Annotated in this window: 23 protein-coding genes; 11 read left to right on the top strand and 12 right to left on the bottom strand. The window is 62.1% G+C overall.

Annotated elements, in window-relative coordinates; genetic code table 11:
* Positions 1 to 2: 2 nt before the first annotated feature.
* From BM416_RS05925 to yegS, 7 genes are all read left to right on the top strand, one after another.
* Entirely contained in the window at positions 3 to 797 is a 795-nt protein-coding gene (locus BM416_RS05925) for a CheW domain-containing protein (RefSeq protein ID WP_065924145.1), read from the top strand.
* An 81-nt stretch (positions 798 to 878) separates the two neighbouring features.
* Positions 879 to 1,361: a chemotaxis protein CheW gene (locus BM416_RS05920; RefSeq protein ID WP_005790025.1), complete on the top strand. Its 483-nt coding sequence runs from the start codon at positions 879 to 881 to the stop codon at positions 1,359 to 1,361.
* A complete protein-coding gene (locus BM416_RS05915; RefSeq protein WP_065924146.1) occupies positions 1,362 to 1,754 on the top strand; it encodes a DUF2802 domain-containing protein in 393 nt (130 codons plus the stop codon). It begins immediately after the preceding gene.
* 433 nt (positions 1,755 to 2,187) lie between these two features.
* Entirely contained in the window at positions 2,188 to 2,496 is a 309-nt protein-coding gene (locus BM416_RS05910) for a hypothetical protein (protein ID WP_092486499.1), read from the top strand.
* A gap of 24 nt (positions 2,497 to 2,520) precedes the next feature.
* A complete protein-coding gene (locus tag BM416_RS05905) occupies positions 2,521 to 2,847 on the top strand; it encodes a hypothetical protein (RefSeq protein ID WP_065940546.1) in 327 nt (108 codons plus the stop codon).
* Between the two features lie 33 nt (positions 2,848 to 2,880).
* Positions 2,881 to 3,426 (top strand): hypothetical protein, encoded by a 546-nt coding sequence (locus tag BM416_RS05900; protein WP_092486496.1) that lies wholly within the window; start codon positions 2,881 to 2,883, stop codon positions 3,424 to 3,426.
* 96 nt (positions 3,427 to 3,522) lie between these two features.
* Positions 3,523 to 4,443: a lipid kinase YegS gene (gene yegS / locus BM416_RS05895; protein ID WP_092486493.1), complete on the top strand. Its 921-nt coding sequence runs from the start codon at positions 3,523 to 3,525 to the stop codon at positions 4,441 to 4,443.
* On the opposite strand, the gene BM416_RS05890 is transcribed toward yegS, so the two are convergent.
* The 4 genes from BM416_RS05890 to BM416_RS30335 form a co-directional block, all read right to left on the bottom strand.
* On the bottom strand, positions 4,402 to 5,061 hold the full coding sequence (locus BM416_RS05890) for a response regulator transcription factor (RefSeq protein ID WP_065940544.1): 660 nt from the start codon (positions 5,059 to 5,061) through the stop codon (positions 4,402 to 4,404). The genes yegS and BM416_RS05890 overlap by 42 nt on opposite strands.
* On the bottom strand, positions 5,058 to 5,951 hold the full coding sequence (locus BM416_RS05885) for a sensor histidine kinase (protein WP_092486490.1): 894 nt from the start codon (positions 5,949 to 5,951) through the stop codon (positions 5,058 to 5,060). The genes BM416_RS05890 and BM416_RS05885 overlap by 4 nt, the downstream gene beginning before the upstream one ends.
* Before the next feature lie 355 nt (positions 5,952 to 6,306).
* Entirely contained in the window at positions 6,307 to 6,756 is a 450-nt protein-coding gene (locus BM416_RS05880; protein ID WP_174562740.1) for a hypothetical protein, read from the bottom strand.
* 287 nt (positions 6,757 to 7,043) lie between these two features.
* On the bottom strand, positions 7,044 to 7,277 hold the full coding sequence (locus tag BM416_RS30335; RefSeq protein ID WP_139237733.1) for a hypothetical protein: 234 nt from the start codon (positions 7,275 to 7,277) through the stop codon (positions 7,044 to 7,046).
* 29 nt (positions 7,278 to 7,306) lie between these two features.
* On the opposite strand from BM416_RS30335, the gene BM416_RS05875 reads away from it, so the two are divergent.
* Both BM416_RS05875 and BM416_RS05870 read left to right on the top strand, forming a co-directional pair.
* Positions 7,307 to 8,242, top strand: coding sequence for a chemotaxis protein CheV (locus BM416_RS05875; protein WP_027603884.1), 936 nt, complete (start codon positions 7,307 to 7,309; stop codon positions 8,240 to 8,242).
* Between the two features lie 39 nt (positions 8,243 to 8,281).
* A complete protein-coding gene (locus tag BM416_RS05870) occupies positions 8,282 to 9,088 on the top strand; it encodes an MOSC domain-containing protein (protein WP_092486487.1) in 807 nt (268 codons plus the stop codon).
* 62 nt (positions 9,089 to 9,150) lie between these two features.
* Here BM416_RS05870 and BM416_RS05865 read toward each other — a convergent pair whose 3' ends face one another.
* The 7 genes from BM416_RS05865 to BM416_RS05835 all read right to left on the bottom strand — a co-directional run bounded on the left by BM416_RS05865 (position 9,151) and on the right by BM416_RS05835 (position 17,611).
* Positions 9,151 to 9,435: a pyrimidine/purine nucleoside phosphorylase gene (locus BM416_RS05865; RefSeq protein WP_027603886.1), complete on the bottom strand. Its 285-nt coding sequence runs from the start codon at positions 9,433 to 9,435 to the stop codon at positions 9,151 to 9,153.
* Between the two features lie 64 nt (positions 9,436 to 9,499).
* Positions 9,500 to 10,042, bottom strand: coding sequence for a 3'-5' exonuclease (locus BM416_RS05860; RefSeq protein WP_065924152.1), 543 nt, complete (start codon positions 10,040 to 10,042; stop codon positions 9,500 to 9,502).
* Positions 10,043 to 10,116: 74 nt separating this feature from the next.
* Entirely contained in the window at positions 10,117 to 12,000 is a 1,884-nt protein-coding gene (locus BM416_RS05855; protein WP_092486485.1) for an acetyl-CoA carboxylase biotin carboxylase subunit, read from the bottom strand.
* Between the two features lie 182 nt (positions 12,001 to 12,182).
* The gene (locus BM416_RS05850) at positions 12,183 to 12,944 is read right to left on the bottom strand and encodes an enoyl-CoA hydratase/isomerase family protein (RefSeq protein ID WP_092486482.1); all 762 of its coding nucleotides are present in this window, start codon (positions 12,942 to 12,944) and stop codon (positions 12,183 to 12,185) included.
* Positions 12,941 to 14,098: a citronellyl-CoA dehydrogenase gene (gene atuD, locus BM416_RS05845; protein WP_092486479.1), complete on the bottom strand. Its 1,158-nt coding sequence runs from the start codon at positions 14,096 to 14,098 to the stop codon at positions 12,941 to 12,943. The genes BM416_RS05850 and atuD overlap by 4 nt, the downstream gene beginning before the upstream one ends.
* Before the next feature lie 16 nt (positions 14,099 to 14,114).
* Positions 14,115 to 15,731, bottom strand: a complete 1,617-nt coding sequence (locus tag BM416_RS05840; RefSeq protein ID WP_092486476.1) for an acyl-CoA carboxylase subunit beta — start codon at positions 15,729 to 15,731, stop codon at positions 14,115 to 14,117.
* A gap of 101 nt (positions 15,732 to 15,832) precedes the next feature.
* Positions 15,833 to 17,611: an acyclic terpene utilization AtuA family protein gene (locus BM416_RS05835; RefSeq protein WP_092486473.1), complete on the bottom strand. Its 1,779-nt coding sequence runs from the start codon at positions 17,609 to 17,611 to the stop codon at positions 15,833 to 15,835.
* A 153-nt stretch (positions 17,612 to 17,764) separates the two neighbouring features.
* Here BM416_RS05835 and BM416_RS05830 point away from each other — a divergent pair, with 153 nt between their 5' ends.
* Both BM416_RS05830 and BM416_RS05825 read left to right on the top strand, forming a co-directional pair.
* The gene (locus BM416_RS05830) at positions 17,765 to 18,388 is read left to right on the top strand and encodes a TetR/AcrR family transcriptional regulator (RefSeq protein WP_065927221.1); all 624 of its coding nucleotides are present in this window, start codon (positions 17,765 to 17,767) and stop codon (positions 18,386 to 18,388) included.
* Positions 18,389 to 18,481: 93 nt separating this feature from the next.
* Positions 18,482 to 19,270: a substrate-binding periplasmic protein gene (locus tag BM416_RS05825; RefSeq protein WP_092486470.1), complete on the top strand. Its 789-nt coding sequence runs from the start codon at positions 18,482 to 18,484 to the stop codon at positions 19,268 to 19,270.
* A gap of 2 nt (positions 19,271 to 19,272) precedes the next feature.
* On the opposite strand, the gene BM416_RS05820 is transcribed toward BM416_RS05825, so the two are convergent.
* Positions 19,273 to 19,824 (bottom strand): RNA polymerase factor sigma-70, encoded by a 552-nt coding sequence (locus BM416_RS05820; protein ID WP_027603895.1) that lies wholly within the window; start codon positions 19,822 to 19,824, stop codon positions 19,273 to 19,275.
* Positions 19,825 to 20,072: the final 248 nt, after the last annotated feature.

Genomic DNA, 20,072 nt, shown 5'->3' with positions numbered 1-20,072 from the left:
TGATGAACCGTCCCGTCGAACTCAAGGTCAAGACCCGCCCGCAACTGGCACTGGAATCCTACCTGGATGCCTTGCTGCAGGACGCGACCGCCGAAGAATTACAGGAGCCTATCCTGGTGCTGGAGCCGGCGGTCGAAGTGCCGTCCTCGAGCAGCCTGGATGAGTTCCAGTTGGCTGTATTGGAAGAGCAGGCCCGCGATGCACTCGTCGTCCCGGTCAGCGTCCCGGTGGTCGCGCCCGTCGTGCCCGTGGTGGTCGAGCCGGTCGTGGAAGTGCACCTGCCACCGAGCATCACGCCACCGCCGGTGAGCGGCGATGATCGGCCGGCCTGGGCGGCCGAGCCATTTGAATGTTTGCTGTTCGACGTCGCCGGGTTGACCTTGGCGGTGCCGTTGGTGTGCCTGGGCTCGATCTACTCGTTGGAAGGCCAGGAATTGACGCCATTGTTCGGGCAGCCGGAATGGTTCCTGGGCATCCTGCCGAGTCAGGCCGGTAACCTCAAGGTGCTGGACACCGCGCGCTGGGTGATGCCCGACCGCTACCGCGATGACTTCCGCCAAGGCTTGCAATACGTGATCTCGGTGCAGGGCTACGAATGGGGGCTGGCGGTGCATCAAGTCAGCCGCTCGCTGCGCCTGGACCCGAATGAAATCAAATGGCGCAGCCACCGGGGCCAGCGGCCCTGGCTGGCCGGCACCGTGATCGAACACATGTGCGCGTTGCTGGACGTTGCCGAACTGGCCGAGTTGATCGCCAGCGGTGCCGTTAAGGCGATGCCGGTGAACAAACGCAGTTGATTGGACAATAAGGGCCGCGCGAGCGTGCGGCCAAAAGAAGTACACACGCCGCCTACATCGGCATTTGAAGGGGTCAGAGATATGAACAAGTCAGCGTCCGCACAAGGTTTGGATGATCCGATCCTGCAATGGGTTACCTTCAAACTGGACAACGAAACCTACGGTATTAACGTGATGCGCGTGCAGGAAGTGCTGCGCTACACCGAGATCGCTCCGGTTCCCGGTGCGCCAAGCTATGTGCTGGGCATCATCAACCTGCGCGGCAACGTGGTGACGGTGATCGACACCCGCCAGCGTTTTGGCCTGGACACGGTCGAAGTCAGTGACAACACGCGTATCGTCATCATCGAAGCCGACAAGCAAGTGGTCGGGATCATGGTCGACAGCGTCGCGGAAGTGGTCTACCTGCGCCAATCGGAAGTGGAAACCGCGCCGAACGTGGGCAACGAGGAATCGGCCAAGTTCATCCAGGGCGTGTGCAACAAGAACAACGAACTGTTGATTCTGGTTGAGCTGGACAAAATGATGAGCGAAGAAGAATGGTCGGAACTGGAGAGCATCTGATTGTTCCTTGAGGTCGCGGTGATTGTCCTGGCCCTGTTGTGGGCCGGGACCCTGGGTTTTCTGCTGCGCTACATACGCCAGCAGCGCGAATTGGCGATGCAGCAGGCCGAGCGCGATGCGGTGCGTGATCGACGGGTGCTGGAGCTGGTCAAGCGGGTCGATCACTTCCAGCAGAGTGCGGTGAAGGTCGGGGACGAGGTGCATGAACTGCGTGCCATTCTCGCGCCGTTGCCGGACAAGCTGGCGCAGATCGAGCAGCGTGACCCTTCCAGCCTGTCATTTGCCCAGGCGGCGAAGCTGGTGGGCATGGGCGCTACCGTGGATGAACTGACCCAGTCGTGTGGCTTGACCCAGGCTGAGGCGCAGTTGATGAGTAAATTACACAAAAGCTGATTGTGCCGTGTATACCGTGCGCTTCTCGCTATGCGTTGAATGCCGGCTGCGGCTGATTGTGTCGGATGCGTCACCGTGCCATGGTTCTCCGTGGCACTTTTACTTGTTTGTGATGACCAAGCTACGCATGTAGAACGTTTCACTCACAAGGATGCGAAATGCCTGTTGATCCCCTCTCGAGCAAAACCCTCTGTTTGGCTGCCGTCTTGGGTCGCCACCTCCGCGCTTACCGCGCAATCAAATGCCGTGCTTCAAGATCGACCTCGTCGTGCTCAGTGGCGATCAGGCTGAAGATGTCCAGTAAACCCTGTCGATGATCCGTTGCAAGGACGTTGCATCGGTGCCAGCGGCATTGACCTCACGTTGAGCCACGGGCCATGCCAGGGACGCGTTGGCGGGTGAGCGGTCTACGCAAACCATGAGGAGGAACGCGATGTTGAGGAGCGGGCTGCTGTTGAGTGTTTACGCGGTGTTATTGATTGGGTGCACGGGCAGGGGCTTCCAACCGCCGCCGCCGGATTTTACCGATTGGCAAAAGAGCGGGGTCTCTGTAGAGGGCGTCAAGAGCAGTATGCTCGCGTGCGGGTACGAGAATGTGGCGGGCACGGGCGGCGGCTCAATCGATGAGAGACTGAAGCACTTCTATTGCATGAAGGACGCTGGCTTTACCCGCAAGGATAATCTGGACCTGTGCAAGCTTGGCCGCGTTGGCGAATCTCCAGTGTGCGAAGGCCGTCGCTGATCCATCACTAAAAGGAAGCAAGGCATGAACGATCTACGCAATGGACTGTACGGCGTCGCGCTGGCATTGGCGGTGGCAGGGCTGGGCGGTTGCGCCTCGTCGATGACGGTCACCGGCGAGCCGGGGGTGAAGATGGGCCAGAGCTACGCCCAGGTGCTCGCGGTGGTCAGCCGAAACAACGCTGTGACCAAGCAAGTTGATGGCCAAGGCTTCCGGGCTGAGGGTTATTCGCCGATGTTCAAGGACTGCCGGATCAAGTACTTCATCTTCCAGGGCGCCGATGGCTTGCAGCAGGTGAAGTACGAGCCGGCGCCAGAGCTGTCGGTCAACCAGAATTGCCGTCAGCCGTAAGCGGCCCTTTATTCCTCTGCGAGTTGACTGCTGATGAGCCTTTTACGTGTGGTTCCCGTGGCGTTGCTGGTACTGCTGACCGGCTGCGGCCAGGTGGCGAATATCCGCTCCCTGTCCACCGGCTACGTTGCACCGCAGACCGGCGAGACCGCCCGCGTGCGGTTGATCACCGATGGTCTGGTGCGCGCGGTGCCGGGGCGGGATTGCCTGGACTGGAATGTGCCGGGCGCCGGGGTGATGGCGTCGACGAAAGCGGGCTTCCCCGATCACAACGGTGAAAGCCTGGGCATGCCTGGGCCGATTTATTCGTGGGCGGCTGCGGTGTCGTCGGAATTGGTGGTGCCGGCTAACACGCCGATCGCCTTTCATTACCTGGGGCAATTGCAGTATTCCCGGCAATGCTCCGCCAGCATGGCCTTCGTGCCTCGGCCCGGGGTGGATTACATGGTGCAGGCGTCCATGTATGCCAATTGTTCGATCCAGTTGCATGAACTGCCGGCGGGCGCCAAGCAATGGGTCGCTGTGGAGCCTGCGTCCAAGGGCAAGCTGTCGATGTGCAACGCGATGGATAACCTCTAATCAGTCGCTGGATTAATTTTCAATATTCATGGCTTTTTTTCGGTTGCCCAAGGTCCACATCCTTCAAGCACCTTTGAATCCAGGAGTAAGCCACCCATGACCACCCCCAAGGCACTGTTGATCCTCCACGGCAAGCAGGCCCTCAACGAGGACGTGCGCAGCGCCGTGCTGGCCCGGCGCAGGCAGGGTGGGGAGTTGGCGGTACGGGTGACCTGGGAGGGCGGTGACGCAAAGCGCCTGGTCAAGGAGGCCTTGGAGGGCGGCTACACCCACATCATTGCCGGCGGCGGCGATGGCACCTTGCGCGATGTGGCCGAGGCCATGGCGCAGGCCAAGGGTGAGGCCAGCCTGGTGCTGATGCCCCTGGGGACCGCCAACGATTTCGCCAAGGCTGCCGGCGTGCCATTGGAGCCCGCCCAGGCCCTGGCGTTGCTGGATGTGCCGCCCCGTGCGATCGACCTCGGCCAGGTCGGCGGGCAAATCTTCCTGAATATGGCCACCGGCGGCTTCGGCAGCCAGGTCACCGCCAATACCTCCGAAGACCTGAAGAAAGTCCTGGGTGGCGCCGCCTACCTGTTCACCGGCCTGACGCGCTTCAGCGAGTTGAAGGCCGCCTATGCCGAGCTGGACGGGCCGGATTTCCACTGGAAAGGCGAGCTGCTCGCCCTGGGCATCGGCAACGGTCGCCAGGCGGGCGGTGGGCATGTGCTGTGCCCTGGCGCGTTGGCCGACGATGGCTTGCTCGACATCAGTATCCTGCCGGCGCCCCAGGAAGTGGTGGGCACCTTGCGCGAGCTGATGGGTAACGGTTGGGAGCTGGACGCGATGTTCGTGCGGGCACGCCTGCCGTGGGTCAACATCAAGGTCGCGCAGGGCTTGTACATCAACCTCGATGGCGAGCCGCTGGAAGGTGACGACCTGCACTTCGAGGCCTTGCCCAAGGCCCTGCGCGTGCATCTGCCGGTGGGTTCGCCCCTAGTCGTCCAGGCTGATGATCTGCTCGCGCACGGCAAATAACACCAGGCCCGCCACATCGAATATCTGCAGGCGCTTCATGATTTGCGAGCGGTGGGCTTCTACGGTCTTGATGCTCAGGCCCAGGCCGTGGGCGATCTCGCGGGTGGATTTGCCGCGCACGATCAGGCGCAGGATTTCCAGTTGGCGGGCCGTGAGGTTATGGCTGTGGCGTGCGGGCGTGGCGGGTTCCTGGCTGCGTACCAGCGCCTGGTTGATCACGGTATGGGCGATCGCCGGGCTCAGGTAGCGCTCGTTGTTGCGCAAGGCCAGCAGCGCGTGTTCCAGCTCGTTGGCGGTGGTGTCCTTGAGCAGGTAGCCGTGGGCGCCCGCTTCCAGCGCGCACATGATCAGCTCCGGGTCGGTGTGCATCGACAGGATCAGCACCTTGCTCCTGGGGTGCGCACGCTTGAGTTGCTGTAGCGCATCGAGGCCGCTGGTGTGCTTCATGGACAGGTCCAACAGCACGATATCCGGCAGCAAGGTATTGAACTGCTCCAGCAACTGCGCGCCATCGCTGGCTTCGCCGGTCACTGTGTAGCCGGGAATATCCTGGATCAGCGCACGTACGCCGGCCCTGATCAGTGCATGGTCATCCACCAGGAGTAATGTGCAGGTCACTCGATAACCTTAGGGGCGCTGGCCCGTTCGAGAGTGCGGGGTGCCCAGGGGAAAAGCGCGTCGATCCGTGTGCCGTGGCCTGGTTGGCTGCTGACGGACAATGAACCGCCAAGCTGGTCAATGCGCTCGGACATGCCAGCCATGCCCCGTTGACCTTCCAGGCCGGGGTTGATGGCGGGCGAAAAGCCCTGGCCGTCATCACAGATGGTCAACGACAGGCCCTCGGGCAGGCGCTGCAGGCGCACCAGCAGATTGCGCGCCTGGGCGTGGCGCAGCATGTTGGTCACGGCTTCTTGGGTAATGCGAAAGGCCGCCACGGCCATTTCTTCAGGGATGCCGGTCAGTCGTTGCTGGCATTCGAGGCTCCAGTGCACCGGGGTGTTTTCCAGGGTCTTGAGCAGGTGCGCGCGCAGGCTGGCTTCCAGGCCCAGGCTGGCGAGCTGCCGGGGGTTGAGGATGGCGGATACATCGCGCACCTTGGCCAGGGTCTCGTTCAAGGTGTTGCACAGCACAGTGCACTGGCTTTGCAATTCATCCGGCAGGCGGCGCTTGAGCCATTCGCTTTGCAGCTTGGCGGCGGTCAGCAACTGGCCGATATCGTCATGCAGTTCACGGCTGAGGCGATGACGTTCGTTTTCCTGCACTTGCAGCAGGCGATCGGCCAACTCCTGGGGCTGGAACTTGATGGATTTACGCGAGCGCCACTGTTGCAGGCCAACCACCACCAAGGTGGCCAGGTTGAGCAGCAGCACCAGCAGCGGCAACGGCGCGGAGCGGCTGTAGGCCCACAGGCTCAGCAGCAGCGAGCCGAGGCACAGGGCGAGGATCAAACGGCGTGCGTTACTGCGGGACGCGGACCTTGCGATGAATGTCTTGAGGCTGGCATGCATAGCGGATGGAGCCAATGAAGGTTCGCTGCGGGAAGACCGGTCGCGGCTGACCGGGCTCTGTTTGGAATACGTTCTTGAATCGTTCTCAAGCAGGCTGAAGTTGAGTCACTTCAAGCGGGTGCATAGTACCACCACTCTTACCGTTGGTCGCCAGGTGCCGTGCCTGGCGGGCCTATTTAAACGCGCAACAACTCGAGGAATGATAATCCCAGAGTTAATGAAGTGAGGTTGTATTATTTCAAAGGGTTTGTATCGTTAATGGCTAATTGATATTGAATCGCCATTTTTCTCCAGTGGATTAGTTGGAGTCGTCGTTTTTAGATAACCCCGTGCTTGAATGCGACCTGATAACGCTTCAAGACAAATGGTGCATACGTTGTTGCGGATTGTAACTGAAACCCTTTTGCGGAATGTGCAGGGTGACCGTGTCAATCAACTTGGTCTGTTCTTCTTTATCCAGGGTCAGCTGGCCTGTTTTTGCATCGATCAGTTCCAGCTGCCAGGCCAGCAATGTCAAGCAGTCATGCAGGGCTTCCAGGGCTTGATCATGTAACTGCAAAGGACTTTCGGCGTTGGCGATCACGTCCTGGATATGCCGCGAGAATTCGCTGATCGCTTGCAGGGCCAGGCAATCGGCCTTTTCGGCGAGCTTGATCAGGCTGATTTTCATGCAGTCGATGGCGTCACTGTCGTTGCGGATCAAATGCAGGTGGCTCAGGCATTCTTCCGACTTGGTCAGCAGCTTTTCAGCCTCGCGCAGGAACTCAGGAAGTGCAACTTGCCACTCGTTACCGTCGTTCATCATGCAAGTCTCCACAACATAAGGTCGGGTGATGAGAGGTCGCACCGGGTGAATGGCGTAAAACTACCGCTGAAAGATAACGGGAATCTGTAGGTTGCTTCTGAGTTTTCAGTAGGACGTTTATTTGAATGACGGCGACGGCTGTGCGTGGCCCCCGTGAGCGGGCTCGATTGCACACCTTCAGTTGCCGTCACGTGAACGTCTGGAAAACCCATAAGACGAGGGCTGGGGATGGCAAACAAAAGCCTGACTCCATTCATGCAATGAGAATGGCGTCACATTAATGGCTATTAGATATTGCGAATATCAGGTTGGGCCTGATTGTGTATAGGGGAATCCCTTACATAGCGGAACCTTGCGTCGATTTGAATGTCGCGCAACGTCGCTGCACCGCCATATGAACCGGCCTCAGCAGTAAAGCATGATGTCAGTGTGACATCAATGAATTTACGTGGCATTTTACCGGGGTCAAGGTCCGGCATTTGCCGCCGATAACAAGCTAACTGCACAAACACTTCGCGCATTACTTTCCAGCGCACACCAGGAGCTCTTAATGGCCGGCATTCTCGACACGGTAGACCAACGCACGCAACTGGTGGGTGAGAATCGCCTGGAGATCCTCATGTTCCGCCTGGCCGGGCGGCAGCTGTTCGCCATCAACGTGTTCAAGGTGCAGGAAGTCCTGCAACTGCCCAAGCTGACCCTGATGCCCCAGCGCCATCCCTTCGTGTGCGGCGTGGTCAACCTGCGGGGCCAGACCCTGCCGGTGATCGACTTGTCCCAGGCCATCGGCATGCGTCCGCTGGTGCCGGGCCCCAACAGCACCATTATCGTCACCGAGTACAACCGCTCGGTGCAGGCGTTCCTGGTGGGGGGCGTGGACCGCATCGTCAACATGAACTGGGAAGCCATCCTGCCGCCGCCGACCAGCGCCGGGCGCCAGCATTACCTCACCGCTATCAGCAAGGTCGACGACCAGTTGGTGGAGATCATCGACGTGGAAAAAGTCCTCGCCGAGATCGTGCCGTACAACGCCAAGGTCTCCCGCGAAAAACTCGACGACCCGGTGCTGGAACGCGCCCGTGGCCGCGAAGTGCTGCTGGTGGACGACTCCAACGTGGCCCTGTCGCAATTGCGCGACACCCTCGGCCAACTGGGCGTGAAGATGCACATCGCCAGCGACGGTCTCAAGGCGCTGAACATGCTCAAGGCCTGGGCCGACGCCGGCCACGTGATGACCGACAAGCTGCTGATGATCTTCACCGACGCCGAAATGCCCGAGATGGACGGCTACCGCCTCACCACCGAAATCCGCAACGACCCGCGCCTGCGCAAGCTCTACGTGGTGCTGCATACCTCGCTGTCGGGCAGCTTCAACGACTCGATGGTGAAGAAGGTCGGCTGCGACAACTTCCTGTCCAAGTTCCAGCCGGACAAGCTGGTGGATGTGGTACGTCAGCGCCTGATGCTGGACGAAGCGTCCGCTTGACCTTAGGGTGACGGCTTTGCCCCTCAGGAATGTTGGCCCATGCTTCGTCTCAGCGCGTTGTACCGTTACCCCTTGAAGTCCGGCAAGGCCGAAACCCTGCAACAGGTCGGCCTGGATAAACTGGGGTTGGACGGCGATCGACGCTGGATGCTGGTGGATGAGGCCAGCGGGCGTTTCCTCACCCAGCGCGCCGTGGCGAAGATGAGCCAACTGTCGGCGCTGTGGAACAGCAGCGGCGGCCTGACCCTGAGTTCGCCTGGCTACGCGCCGCTGGACGTGGCGCTGCCCGGCAGTACGGCCGAGCTACGTGGCGTGACCATCTGGCGCGACACCTTGCGTGTGCCGGACGCCGGCGACGAAGCCGCCGCCTGGGTCAGCGCCTTTATCGGCAAGCCCACGCGGCTGGTGCAGATCCCCCTTGAACGGGCGCGCACCACCCAGGCAGGTTATGGCCGCGATGATGACCAGGTCGCGTTCGCCGACGGTTATCCGTTGCTGGTGATCGGGCAAGCGTCCCTCGACGACCTCTCGCAGAAAGTCGGCCGTCCCATGGACATGCTGCGCTTTCGTCCCAACCTGGTGATCGAAGGCAGCGACGCCTTCGCCGAAGACGGCTGGAAGCGCCTGCGCATCGGGGATGTGGAGTTCCGTGCAGTCAAGCCCTGCTCACGCTGCATTCTCACCACCATCGATCCGCACACCGGCGAGCGCAGTCCCGACCGTGAGCCTTTTGTGACGCTGGAGGCCTACCGCAAGACCGAGGACGGCGCGATTTTTGGCCAGAACCTGGTCAACGATGGCGTGGGCCGCCTGGAAGTGGGCATGCCGGTGATCATCCTCGAATAAACCATGGGCCCATAAAAAATGCCCGTCTCCCAGGAGACGGGCATTTTTTTGCGGCGCAGCGATCAGCCGCGGTATTCGCACAGGTAAGCGGTGTCTACCGCGACCTTCAGCTGGAACTTGCTGTTGGCCGGTACGTTGAACTGGCTGCCGGCGGCGAAGGTTTCCCAGTCGTTGGCGTCGGGCAGCTTGACGCTCAGGGCGCCGGACACCACGTGCATGATTTCACGCTGGGCGGTGCCGAATTCGTATTCACCCGGGGCCATCACGCCGATGGTCGCCGGACCTTCTGCGGTGCCGAAAGCGATCGACTTGACGGTGCCGTCGAAGTACTCGTTGACTTTGAACATGGGCGAATCCTCGGAAAAAGGGTCTGGAAAGGTCGGCCAGTATGCCCAAGGCCAGGGAAGCTGCCTAGACCGGCAAAATCAGCGGCAGCAGGCGCGCGGTGTTGCGTGCATCTTCCAGCGCTCGATGTTGCTGGCCCTGGAACTGCATCCCCGCCAATTGCAGGGCGCCATTAAGCCCCAGGGGCTTGTCCAGGCGCCGGGCCTTGGCGAAGCGTTGCTTGAGGTTGACATGGGGCGTGGGGGCCATGGCGCTGGTCAGGCCATGGCGCTGCCACTCGAGCTCCAGCTGTACGCGATCGTAGTCACCCCAACTGGCCCAGCCTTCCAGGCGCGCCTGATGCTGGCCCAGCCAGCGCTCGAACAGCGGCCACACCTCGATGAACGGTGCAGCGCCGTCGATGTTTGCCTGGGTGATATGGGTCAGCTGGCGACAAAAGGGCGTGAGCAAGGGGCGGCGCAGCGGCCGCACAAAGCGCTGGAAGTGGTCCAGCTCGCGGCCCTGGCGGTTCACCAGGCTCGCGCCGATCTCGATGACTTCCATCTCCGTCACGGGCCAGCCGCCTTCATCCGTTGTGGCTTCAAGGTCAATAATCAGCCAATGAGGCATCGCGCAGGTTCCCGTACTCGTCCTTTCCTGTTGGGGATAGAGCGTAGACCGGCCTTGTAGTTCCGACTAGGGGGTTATTCGATCTCCAGCAGAACCTGGCGATTGCGTACCTGTTCGCCCGCCATCACCTGCACGGCCTTGACCACGCCGTCCCTGTCGGCCTTGAGTGGATGCTCCATTTTCATGGCTTCGAGCACCAGCAGCAGTTGGCCTTTAGTCACCTGTTCACCGGTGCTGACGCGGACGTCGACGATGGCACCGTCCATCGGTGCCTTGATCGTGCCGCTGCCGGCGTCGGTCTGGCGCCCGGCAACCTGCTGGGTGCGGTTGGTGACGGTAAGGCCAGGCAGCCACAGCCGGGAGCCCTCAAGGTGATAGGCGATGCGACGGCGAACGCCGTTGAGCACCAGGGTGGCGTGACGGCCATCGGTGCTGAGTGGCAGGGCGGCGGCGGTGACGGTGTGGATTTCGCCGTCGACCTCCAGGCGAAAGGTGCAGGGAACCCGGGCGTTGTTGCGCCATCCCGCGAGGCCGGGGGGATGCTGGTCGGCGCTGTGTTGGTAAAACAGCGCGGCGGCCAGGGCGAGTTGATCACTTGTCGCGGCCTGGCGCGGTATTTCGCTGAAGTGCTCGGCGATAAAGCCGGTGCTGAAATCACCGTCGATAAAACCTGGGTGCTTGAGCAATTCAGCCAACAAGCGCTGATTGGTCGTCACCCCCAGCAACAACGTGTCCTCCACCGCCCGCAGCAGTTTGCGCCGCGCTTCTTCGCGGGTGGCGCCATGGGCGATGAGCTTGCCGAGCATCGGGTCATAGAACGGGCTGATGGTTTCGCCTTCGCACAGCCCATGGTCAACCCGTACGCCCACGGCCGGTTCCCAGCGCAGCACCTCACCGGTTTGCGGCAGGAAGCCCTGGGCCGGGTCTTCGGCATAGAGGCGCACTTCCATGGCGTGGCCGCTCAGGCTCACCTGCGCCTGCTCGAGCGGCAGCGGCTGGCCGGCGGCGACCTGCAGTTGCCAGGCTACCAGGTCGAGGCCGGTGATCAGCTCGGTGACCGGGTGCTCCACTTGCAGGCGGGTGTTCATTTCCAGGAAGTAGAACCGGCCGTTGCGGTCGAGCAGGAATTCCACGGTACCGGCGCCGAGGTAATTCACCGCGCGTCCGGCCTTGAGCGCGGCTTCGCCCATGGCCTGGCGCAGTTCGGGCGTCATCACCGGGCAGGGCGCTTCCTCGATGACTTTTTGATGGCGGCGCTGGATCGAGCAGTCCCGTTCGCCGAGGTAAATCAGGTTGCCGTGGCGGTCGCCGAACAGCTGGATCTCGACGTGGCGCGGCTCGATCAGCGCCTGTTCGAGGATCAGTTCGTCACTGCCGAACGCATGCCTGGCCTCCGAGCGGGCGCTGTGCAGGCTTTCCAGCAGCGCCTCCGGCTGGTGGACCAGACGCATGCCACGGCCACCGCCGCCGGCGCTGGCCTTGATCATCAGCGGGTAGCCGATGCGCTCGGCTTCACGTTGCAGGCAGGTGTCGTCCTGGGCGCTGCCCTGGTAGCCGGCGATGCAAGGCACGCCGGCCTCGAGCATGGCGAGCTTGGAGCGGCGCTTGCTGCCCATCAGTTCGATGGCCTCGGCGCTGGGGCCGATGAAGGTCAGGCCGGCGTCCTGGCACGCGCGGGCGAAGCCGGGGTTTTCCGAGAGGAAGCCATAGCCGGGATGGATGGCATCGGCGCCGGTTTTTTCCGCGGCCTCGAGGATGGCCGGGATGTTGAGATAGGACTGTTGTACCGCCGCGGGGCCGATGCACACGGCTTCGTCGGCCATCTGCACGTGCAGGGCCTGGGCGTCGGCGTCGCTGTAGACGGCGACGGTGCGGTAGCCCAAGGCCTGGGCCGTGTGCTGGATGCGGCAGGCGATTTCGCCGCGGTTGGCGATGAGGATTTTTGTGAACTGCGGCATTTTTTGCTCCGTGTGCATATCCGTTATTTAGGTAACGGCCACTTATGGTTCCGCCCTTACGGCGGCAACGGATATGTACTCGCTCAAAGCCAACGACATGGTCGGCCCGAAGGCCGCCACGGCAGCAAGCGCCCTCGCCACAGACCACAGAAAATTGTGTAGATACCCATGCTCAGCGGGCGTCACTTGCACCACCGAGGTTTTCTCTTCTGCACAAACGCCTGCGTCCCCTCGATCCCTTCCGCACTGGTCACCGCTTCGGCAAACCACTGCGCCGCCTGATCCAGCAGCGGCCCCAAGGGCTGCTCCACGCTGGCCAGCAGCAGCGCCTTGGTGCGCGCATTGGCGCCGGGGGCGCAGCGCAGCACCTGCCCCAGTACCTCATCCAGACGTTCGGCCAACGCCTGCGGATCGGTCTCGGTGAAGTGCACCAGCCCCAGCCGTTGAGCTTCCAACCCATCGAACCGCGCCGCCGTCAGCGCCAGTCGCCGCGCCTGGGTCAGGCCGATACGCTTGACCACAAACGGTGCGATCTGTGCCGGCAGCAACCCCAGGCTGGTCTCCGGTAAACCGAACTGCGCCTGGTGATCGGCAATCGCGATGTCACTCACGCAGGCCAGGCCAAACCCGCCGCCCAGCACCGCGCCTTGCAGCACCACGATGACCACTTGCGACACGGCTTCCACCGCTTGCAGCAACGTGCCGAAGGCCCGGTTCAGGGCCTGCAATTGATCGCCGGCGCTGACCAGGTCCTTCACATCGGCACCGGCGCAAAAATGCCCGCCTGCGCCGCTGATCACCACGGCGCGCACCTGGCTGTCCAACCCGGCCAGCACCGCGCGCAGTTCGTTGACCATTTCCAGGCTCATGGCATTGCGGCATTCGGGCCGGTTGAGGGTGATGTGCAACACGCCGTTGTGGGGTTCGAGCAGCAGGGTATTCATGGCTTTTTCCCCGGCAAAGTGCCCATCAGCTTGCAGATGATGCCCAGCATGATTTCATCGGCGCCGCCGCCAATCGACACCAGGCGCACGTCGCGATAGGCGCGGGCCACCGGGTTGTCCCACATGAAGCCCATGCCGCCCCAGTATTGCAGGCAACTGTCGCTGACTTCACGGCCGAGGCGCCCGGCCTTGAGCTTGGCCATGGAGGCCAGGCGGGTCACGTCCTGGCCCTTGATGTACTGTTCGGTGGCCTGGTAGACCAGTGCACGCAGGCATTCGATTTCGGTGGCCAGTTCGGCCAGGCGAAAGTGAATCACCTGGTTCTCGATCAGCGCCTTGCCGAAGGTCTGGCGCTCCTTGCAGTACTCGACGGTGCTGTCGATGCAGTACTCCAGGCCCTTGATCATATTGGCCGCGCCAAACAGGCGTTCTTCCTGGAACTGCAGCATCTGCATCATGAACCCCGCGCCTTCGTGGCCGATGCGATTGCGCTGGGGCACGCGCACGCCGTCGAAGAACACCTGGGCGGTCTCGGAGCTGTGCATGCCGAGTTTTTCCAGGGGCGGGCTGACGCTGATCCCTGGGGTGTTCATCGGCACCATGATCAGCGACTTGTTGATATGCGGCTTGTCATTGGAGGTGTTGGCCAACAGGCAGATAAAGTCGGCGCTGGGCGAGTTGGTGATCCACATTTTGCTGCCGTTGATCACATAGTCGTCGCCGTCCTTGCGCGCATGGGTTTTCAACCCGGCTACGTCGGAGCCGGCGCCGGTTTCCGAGACGCCGATGCAACCGACCTGCTCGCCGCTGATGGCCGGGCGCAGAAATTCGTCGCGCAATTCATCGGAACCGAAGCGGGCGAGGGCGGGGGTGCACATATCGGTCTGCACGCCGATGGACATGGGGATGCCGCCGCAGCGGATGGTGCCGAACTCTTCGGCGGCGACGATCGAGTAGCTGTAGTCCAGGCCCATACCGCCGAATTGTTCCGGTTTGGAAATGCCCAGCAAGCCGAGGTCGCCGGCCTTGCGGAAGATGTCGTGGATGGGGAAGCGCCCGGCCTTTTCCCATGCGTCCACATGAGGGTTGATCTCGCGGTCGACGAAGGCACGGACGGTGCGGCGCAATTCCTGATGTTCCTGGGTGAAGATCATTGTTCTTGTTCTCCGGTTAGAAGCGCGCGATGCCGAAGCTGTTGGGTTGCAACTCGCGGACGTCGGCCTCGTGACAGATATCCAGCAGAAAGCCGAGTAAGGTACGGGTATCCCGTGGGTCTATCAGCCCGTCATCCCACAGGTTCGCGCTGCCATAGAGGGCGGTGGACTGGCTGTCGAGTTTTTGCGCGGTGACCTGTTCGAGCATGTCCAGCACCTTGGGATCCGGCACCAGGCCGTCCTTCAACTGCTTGGCCTCGGTGACGATCCGCAGCACCTTGCCCGCCTGGGCACCGCCCATCACCGCCGTGCGGCTGTTGGGCCAGGCGAAGATAAACCGCGGGTCCAGGCCGCGACCGCACATTGCATAGTTGCCGGCGCCGTAGGAGCCACCGACCACCACCGTGAGTTTAGGCACCCGTGCGTTGGCCACCGCCTGGATCATCTTCGCGCCATGCTTGATCACCCCTTGCTGCTCCGCTTCGGTACCCACCATGAAGCCGGTGGTGTTGTGCAGGAACAGCAGCGGGGTGCGGCTCTGGTCACACAGCTGGATAAACTGCGCCGCCTTGCTCGCGCCCTTGGGCGTGATCGGGCCGTTGTTGCCGATCACGCCGACCGCGCGGCCCTGGATGTGCAGATGGCCGCAGACGGTATGGGCGTCGAACGCTGCCTTGAACTCGAGGAACTGCGAACCGTCGGCCAGGCGCGCGAGGATTTCGCGCACGTCGTAGGGTTTTTTCGGGTCAGCGGGGATCAGCCCCAGCAGGTCGTCGATGGGGTACAGCGGTTCCTGATACGCGCGTTTTGGCGCCAGCGGCAGGCGCTCATCCCAGGGCAACAGGCTGACGATTTCACGCACGATGCGCACGCCATCGGCGTCATTTTCCGCCAGGTATTCGGCGGTGCCGGCGATCTGTGCATGCATTTCGGCGCCGCCTAATTCTTCATCGGTGGCGACTTCACCGGTCGCCGCCTTGAGCAGCGGCGGGCCGGCAAGGAACAGCTTGGCCTTGCCGCGCACCACCACCACGTAATCCGACAGCCCTGGCTGGTACGCGCCACCCGCCGTGGCCGAGCCGTGCACCACGGTGATCTGCGGCAAGCCCATGGCGGACATGCGCGCCTGGTTGGCAAAGCTGCGCGCGCCTTCGATGAAAATCTCGGCAGCGTAGTTGAGGTTGGCGCCGCCGCTTTCGGCGAGGGTCACCACCGGCAGTTTGTTGTCCATGGCGATCTGTTGCAGGCGCAGGGATTTTTTCAGGCCGGAGGGCGAAACGGTGCCGCCCTTGATCGCGCTGTTATTGGCCACCACCAGCATGCGCACGCCGCTGACGTAGCCGATGCCGGCGATCAGCCCACCGCCGGCGGCGCTGCCGTCCTTGTCATCATGCAGCTTGTAGCCGGCCAGGCTCGCCAGTTCCAGGAACGGCGCGCCAGGGTCCAGCAGCAGGTTGAGGCGCTCGCGGGGCAGCAGTTGGCCACGTTTTTCGAACTTGGGCCTGGCCTCCTCGGCCTTGCCCAGCAGGGTCTGTTCCAACTGGCGCAGGTGTTGGATGCCTTCCAGCATGGCGGCGCGGTTCTGGGCGAACTGCGGGCTGTGGGGAGCGATCAGGCTGTCAATCAGCGGCATGGTTTATTGCTCCGCCTTGTGTCGCGGCCGCTGACGATCACGGTGTGACCCTGGAACAGGCCGGCTTTGAAGATCGAGTCGAAGGCCACGGCGACGCTCCTTTATGTGAGTTGATCGGCGATGTGTTGCGGCACGGCGATGGGGATTTCCAACAGCTGCTGGGCGAAGGCCTTGCCCTGGGGGTCGATGCGCAGGCTGGCGATGCCGCCGCCGCCCAGGGCGTTTTCCAGCAGGAAATTGAGGCTGTGGCTGCCGGGCAAATACCAGCGTTCAACGCGACCGTGCACGGGGTCGAGCACATGGCCCATCCAGTCGACGAGCACCTCTGGCGTCAGCGCTTCGGCAATCCACGGCAGGTACTCGGGGGCGCGGGCGATGACCCCGATATTGCTGTGGTTGCCCTTGTCGCCGGAGCGTGCCACGGCGAGTTTCACCAACGCCACGCTGGCGTCGGCGCGGCCTTGGGGCTGGGGCGGATCCATCGGCGCGGCCGGCAGGATCGGCGTGTCGGCGATGGGCAGCGTGCAGACGTGGCGTTGGCCCTGGAAGTCGACTAGCACCTCGCAGGCGGCCTTATCGATCAGGAACGAGAACAAGCGGATCAGCGGGTACACCGTCGGCCGCCCGCCGACAATCCCGGTCAGCCCCGGCGCCATGCCCGTGGCAGCCTGGGCGATCTCGCGGGCGAACAGCACCAGCGCCGGCTTGCTGGGGTGGTGCACCGCCAGCTTGACCACCACCTCGCGGCAGTCGTGGCGCAGGGCGCGGGGGCCATACGTCGCTTCGCTGCCCAGCAGTTCGATATTTACGTCGGTGTAGGGCGCCCAGCCGCGCTGGCTGAACAGTTCCGAGGTCTTGTTGATGATCGCCTGGCTGACCCGCTCGGCCTTGGCCACCGCGTCTATCCCGGCGATCAGGCAACTGGCGGTGCAGCGAAAGCCTTCCGGGTACGTGGCGCTGACCTTGTACTGGTGCGTTGGCGGCAACCCCTTGGCGCCGTGCAGGCGTACGCAGTTTTTGCCTTGCTGCTGCAACTTCACCTGGCTGAAATCGCAGATCACATCGGGCAGCAGATACGCGTGTGGGTCGCCGATTTCATACAGCAGCTGTTCGGCCACGCTCAGTTCGCTGATCAGGCCACCGCTGCCCTCGACTTTACTGACCGTGAACTGGCCATCGGCACTCACGTCGATGATGGGAAAGCCGATGTGCTCGTAGTCGGGCACGTCGCGCCAGTCGGTGAAGTTGCCACCGGTACACTGCGCGCCACATTCGATGATATGCCCGGCCAACGCGGCCTGGGCCAGGCGGTCGTAGTCCTGCCATGACCAAACGAATTCATGCACCAGCGCCGCGCTGACCACCGCGCTGTCGACCACCCGGCCGGTGATGACGATGTCCGCGCCCAGTTGCAGCGCCTGGGCAATGCCCGGTGCGCCGAGGTAGGCATTGGCGGAGACGCACAGGGGCGGCAGCGGCGCGCCGTTGAACATGTCGGTGATGCCGCGCAGGTGCTTGAGCCGGGGGTGCAGGTCATCGCCCAGCAGCACGGCGATTTTCAACGGCACCTGGGCTTTATCGCAGGCAGCTTGCAGGGCGGCGGCGCAGGCCTGGGGGTGGATGCCGCCGGCATTGCTGATCACGCGGATGCCCTGGCGCTGGATCTCGGCCAGCAGCGGTGTGAGCACCTCGACAAAATCCGTGGCGTAGCCGGCCTGGGGATCTTTCATCCGTGCACCGGCGAGGATCGACATCGTGACTTCCGCCAGGTAGTCGAACACCAGGTAGTCCAGCTTGCCGCCGTGCACCAACTGCGCGGCCGCGCTGCAGGTGTCACCCCAGAAGGCGCTGGCGCAGCCGATACGAACCGTCTTGCTCATGAGAAATCCTTCCTCGAATGGCTGGCAACGAGACTACCAAGCAAGCGCTTGGTTTGTAAACTCCGGTCACAAGTTTTGCCCAAGCGCTTGCTTGGGTGACTGGCACGGCCTAAATTGCCGGCCAAGACGTCAGTAGAAGTAGAGGAGAGCAGCATGGATGAGCACAAAGCCCTGCGGGTGATGCGCACCATGGTCGACGGCGGCCAATTGACCGACCCCGACAGTGCCCGGGGCAAGTTGCTGCAAACCGCGGCGCACCTGTTTCGCAACAAGGGCTTTGAACGCACCACCGTGCGCGACCTGGCCAGTGCCGTGGGCATCCAGTCCGGCAGCATCTTTCATCACTTCAAGAGCAAGGACGAGATCCTGCGCGCGGTGATGGAGGAAACCATCCACTACAACACCGCCTTGATGCGCGCCTCGCTCGAGGAGGCGAGCACCGTACGCGAACGTGTGCTGGCGCTGATTCGCTGCGAATTGCAGTCGATCATGGGCGGCAGCGGCGAGGCCATGGCGGTGCTGGTGTATGAATGGCGTTCGCTCTCGGCCGACGCCCAGGCCCAGGTGCTGGCGTTGCGCGATGTGTACGAAGACATCTGGCTGCAGGTGCTGGGCGAGGCCAAGGCGGCGGGTTACATCAAGGGCGATGTGTTTATTGCGCGACGCTTCCTCACCGGAGCCTTGTCCTGGACCACCACCTGGTTTCGCGCCGAGGGCAACCTGACCCTGGAGCAATTGGCCGAAGAAGCCTTGTTGATGGTTTTGAAGGCCGATTGAGGCGCAAGCTATTAATTTGCCGGTGGAAAGTTGTCTAGCTGGACAAAAACGCCTAGCTTATCGACATCGATGTATTGAACGGTGTGTGCCTTGATGTTTTCGCCATGGCGGTTGGCTGCAGGACTTACTTTATGGGCACTCGGCACCGCAGCGTGGTTGCCGGCTTCGGCTGCGCAATTGGTGCGCATCGGCGCGGCGCATTTTCCGCCCTACACCGTGCGCCCGGAGCAGGGCGCCGACACCGGTCTGTTGCCGCAACTGGTGGAGGCCCTGAACGCCTCGCAGACCGACTACCAGTTTGTGCTGGTACCGACCTCCATCCCTCGGCGTTTTCGTGATTTCGAACAAGGCCGTATCGACATGGCCATCTTCGAAAATCCCGATTGGGGCTGGCAGAAGGTCGCCCACACCAGCATCGACATGGGCCTGGAAGATGCGGAAATCTTCGTCGCCCAGCGTGAGCCCGGTCGAGGCCAGGGCTATTTCGCCGACCTTGCCGGGAAACGCCTGGCGGTGTTCAGCGGCTATCACTACGCCTTTGCCAACTTCAACCCCGACCCCAAGTACTTGGCCGAGCACTTCAACGCCACCTTGACCTATTCCCATGACAGCAACCTGCTGATGGTTGCGCGCGGGCGTGCGGACATCGCCTTGGTAACCCGTTCGTACCTGAGTGACTTCATGGTGCGCAATGCGGATATGGCCGGGCAGTTCCTGGTCTCGGAGCGCATCGACCAGGTCTATCACCACTACGCGTTGCTGCGGCCCAAGGCGCCGATCACGGGCGAGGCGTTTTCGGCGTTGCTCAAGCGCTTGCGCGACAGCGGCGAGATGCTGAAGATTTTCGAGCCGTACCGCATCGATGTGATGGCGGTACCCTGAGGTCACACCCGCCGTGCAAACGTATCGCTATGGTTGCCGGACACCTTGCGGCAGTGCACCAGCGCATCGCGAATCATGAAGTTCACCAACGTCGGTGAAACCCCCAGTTCCTTGGCAATGTCCTTTTGCGGCACACCGTGCAGGCGGTACATCTCGAACGCGTAGCGGGTGCGCTGGGGCAACTCCGTCAGGGCGTCGGCGATGTTTTCCAGGGTGTTGAAATTGATGTGGGAGGTTTCCGGTGAAGCGCCGTGAATGACCACATTCAAGCCTTCCTCTTCCGTCCCGGAATATTTGAGTTCCAGGGCCTGCTTGCGGTAGTGATCGATCGCCAGGTTGCGCACGATCTGGAACAGATAACTCAGTTGGGCCTTGAACGATGACGTGATCGTCGGCGCCGATTGCAGGCGGAAGTAGGCGTCCTGCACTACATCTTCGGCACGGGAGCGGCACCCGGTAATACGTGCCGCAATCTTCACCAGAATCAGCCGATTGTCGACAAATGCCTGGAGAAGCGGTGAGTCGCACCTGCCTGTGGATACTTGTTCCGTCATGGAAATCACCTTGTCGCAAAAGAGGTTAGGGGAGGGCGTCCTTGCTGAGGCCTCCTACACATCGGGCAACAAATTATGCTGAATGATAATGATTGTCAAATGAGAAGGCGAACTAATCTTATGCTTTCTTGTTTGGTGTGAACCACGTCTCGCAGGTACCCGGCGACTAATTATTTGCCGGTGCCGTCCGTTCTTCTGGGTGACAGGGCCGTTAGTCAAGCGGCCAAGGATCAGCACCCGCAGGAGGA

It is taken from the genome of Pseudomonas sp. NFACC42-2 (assembly GCF_900116055.1).
GTDB classification, from domain to species: Bacteria; Pseudomonadota; Gammaproteobacteria; order Pseudomonadales; family Pseudomonadaceae; genus Aquipseudomonas; species Aquipseudomonas marginalis.
This window is presented reverse-complemented; position numbering and strand designations above follow the sequence as displayed.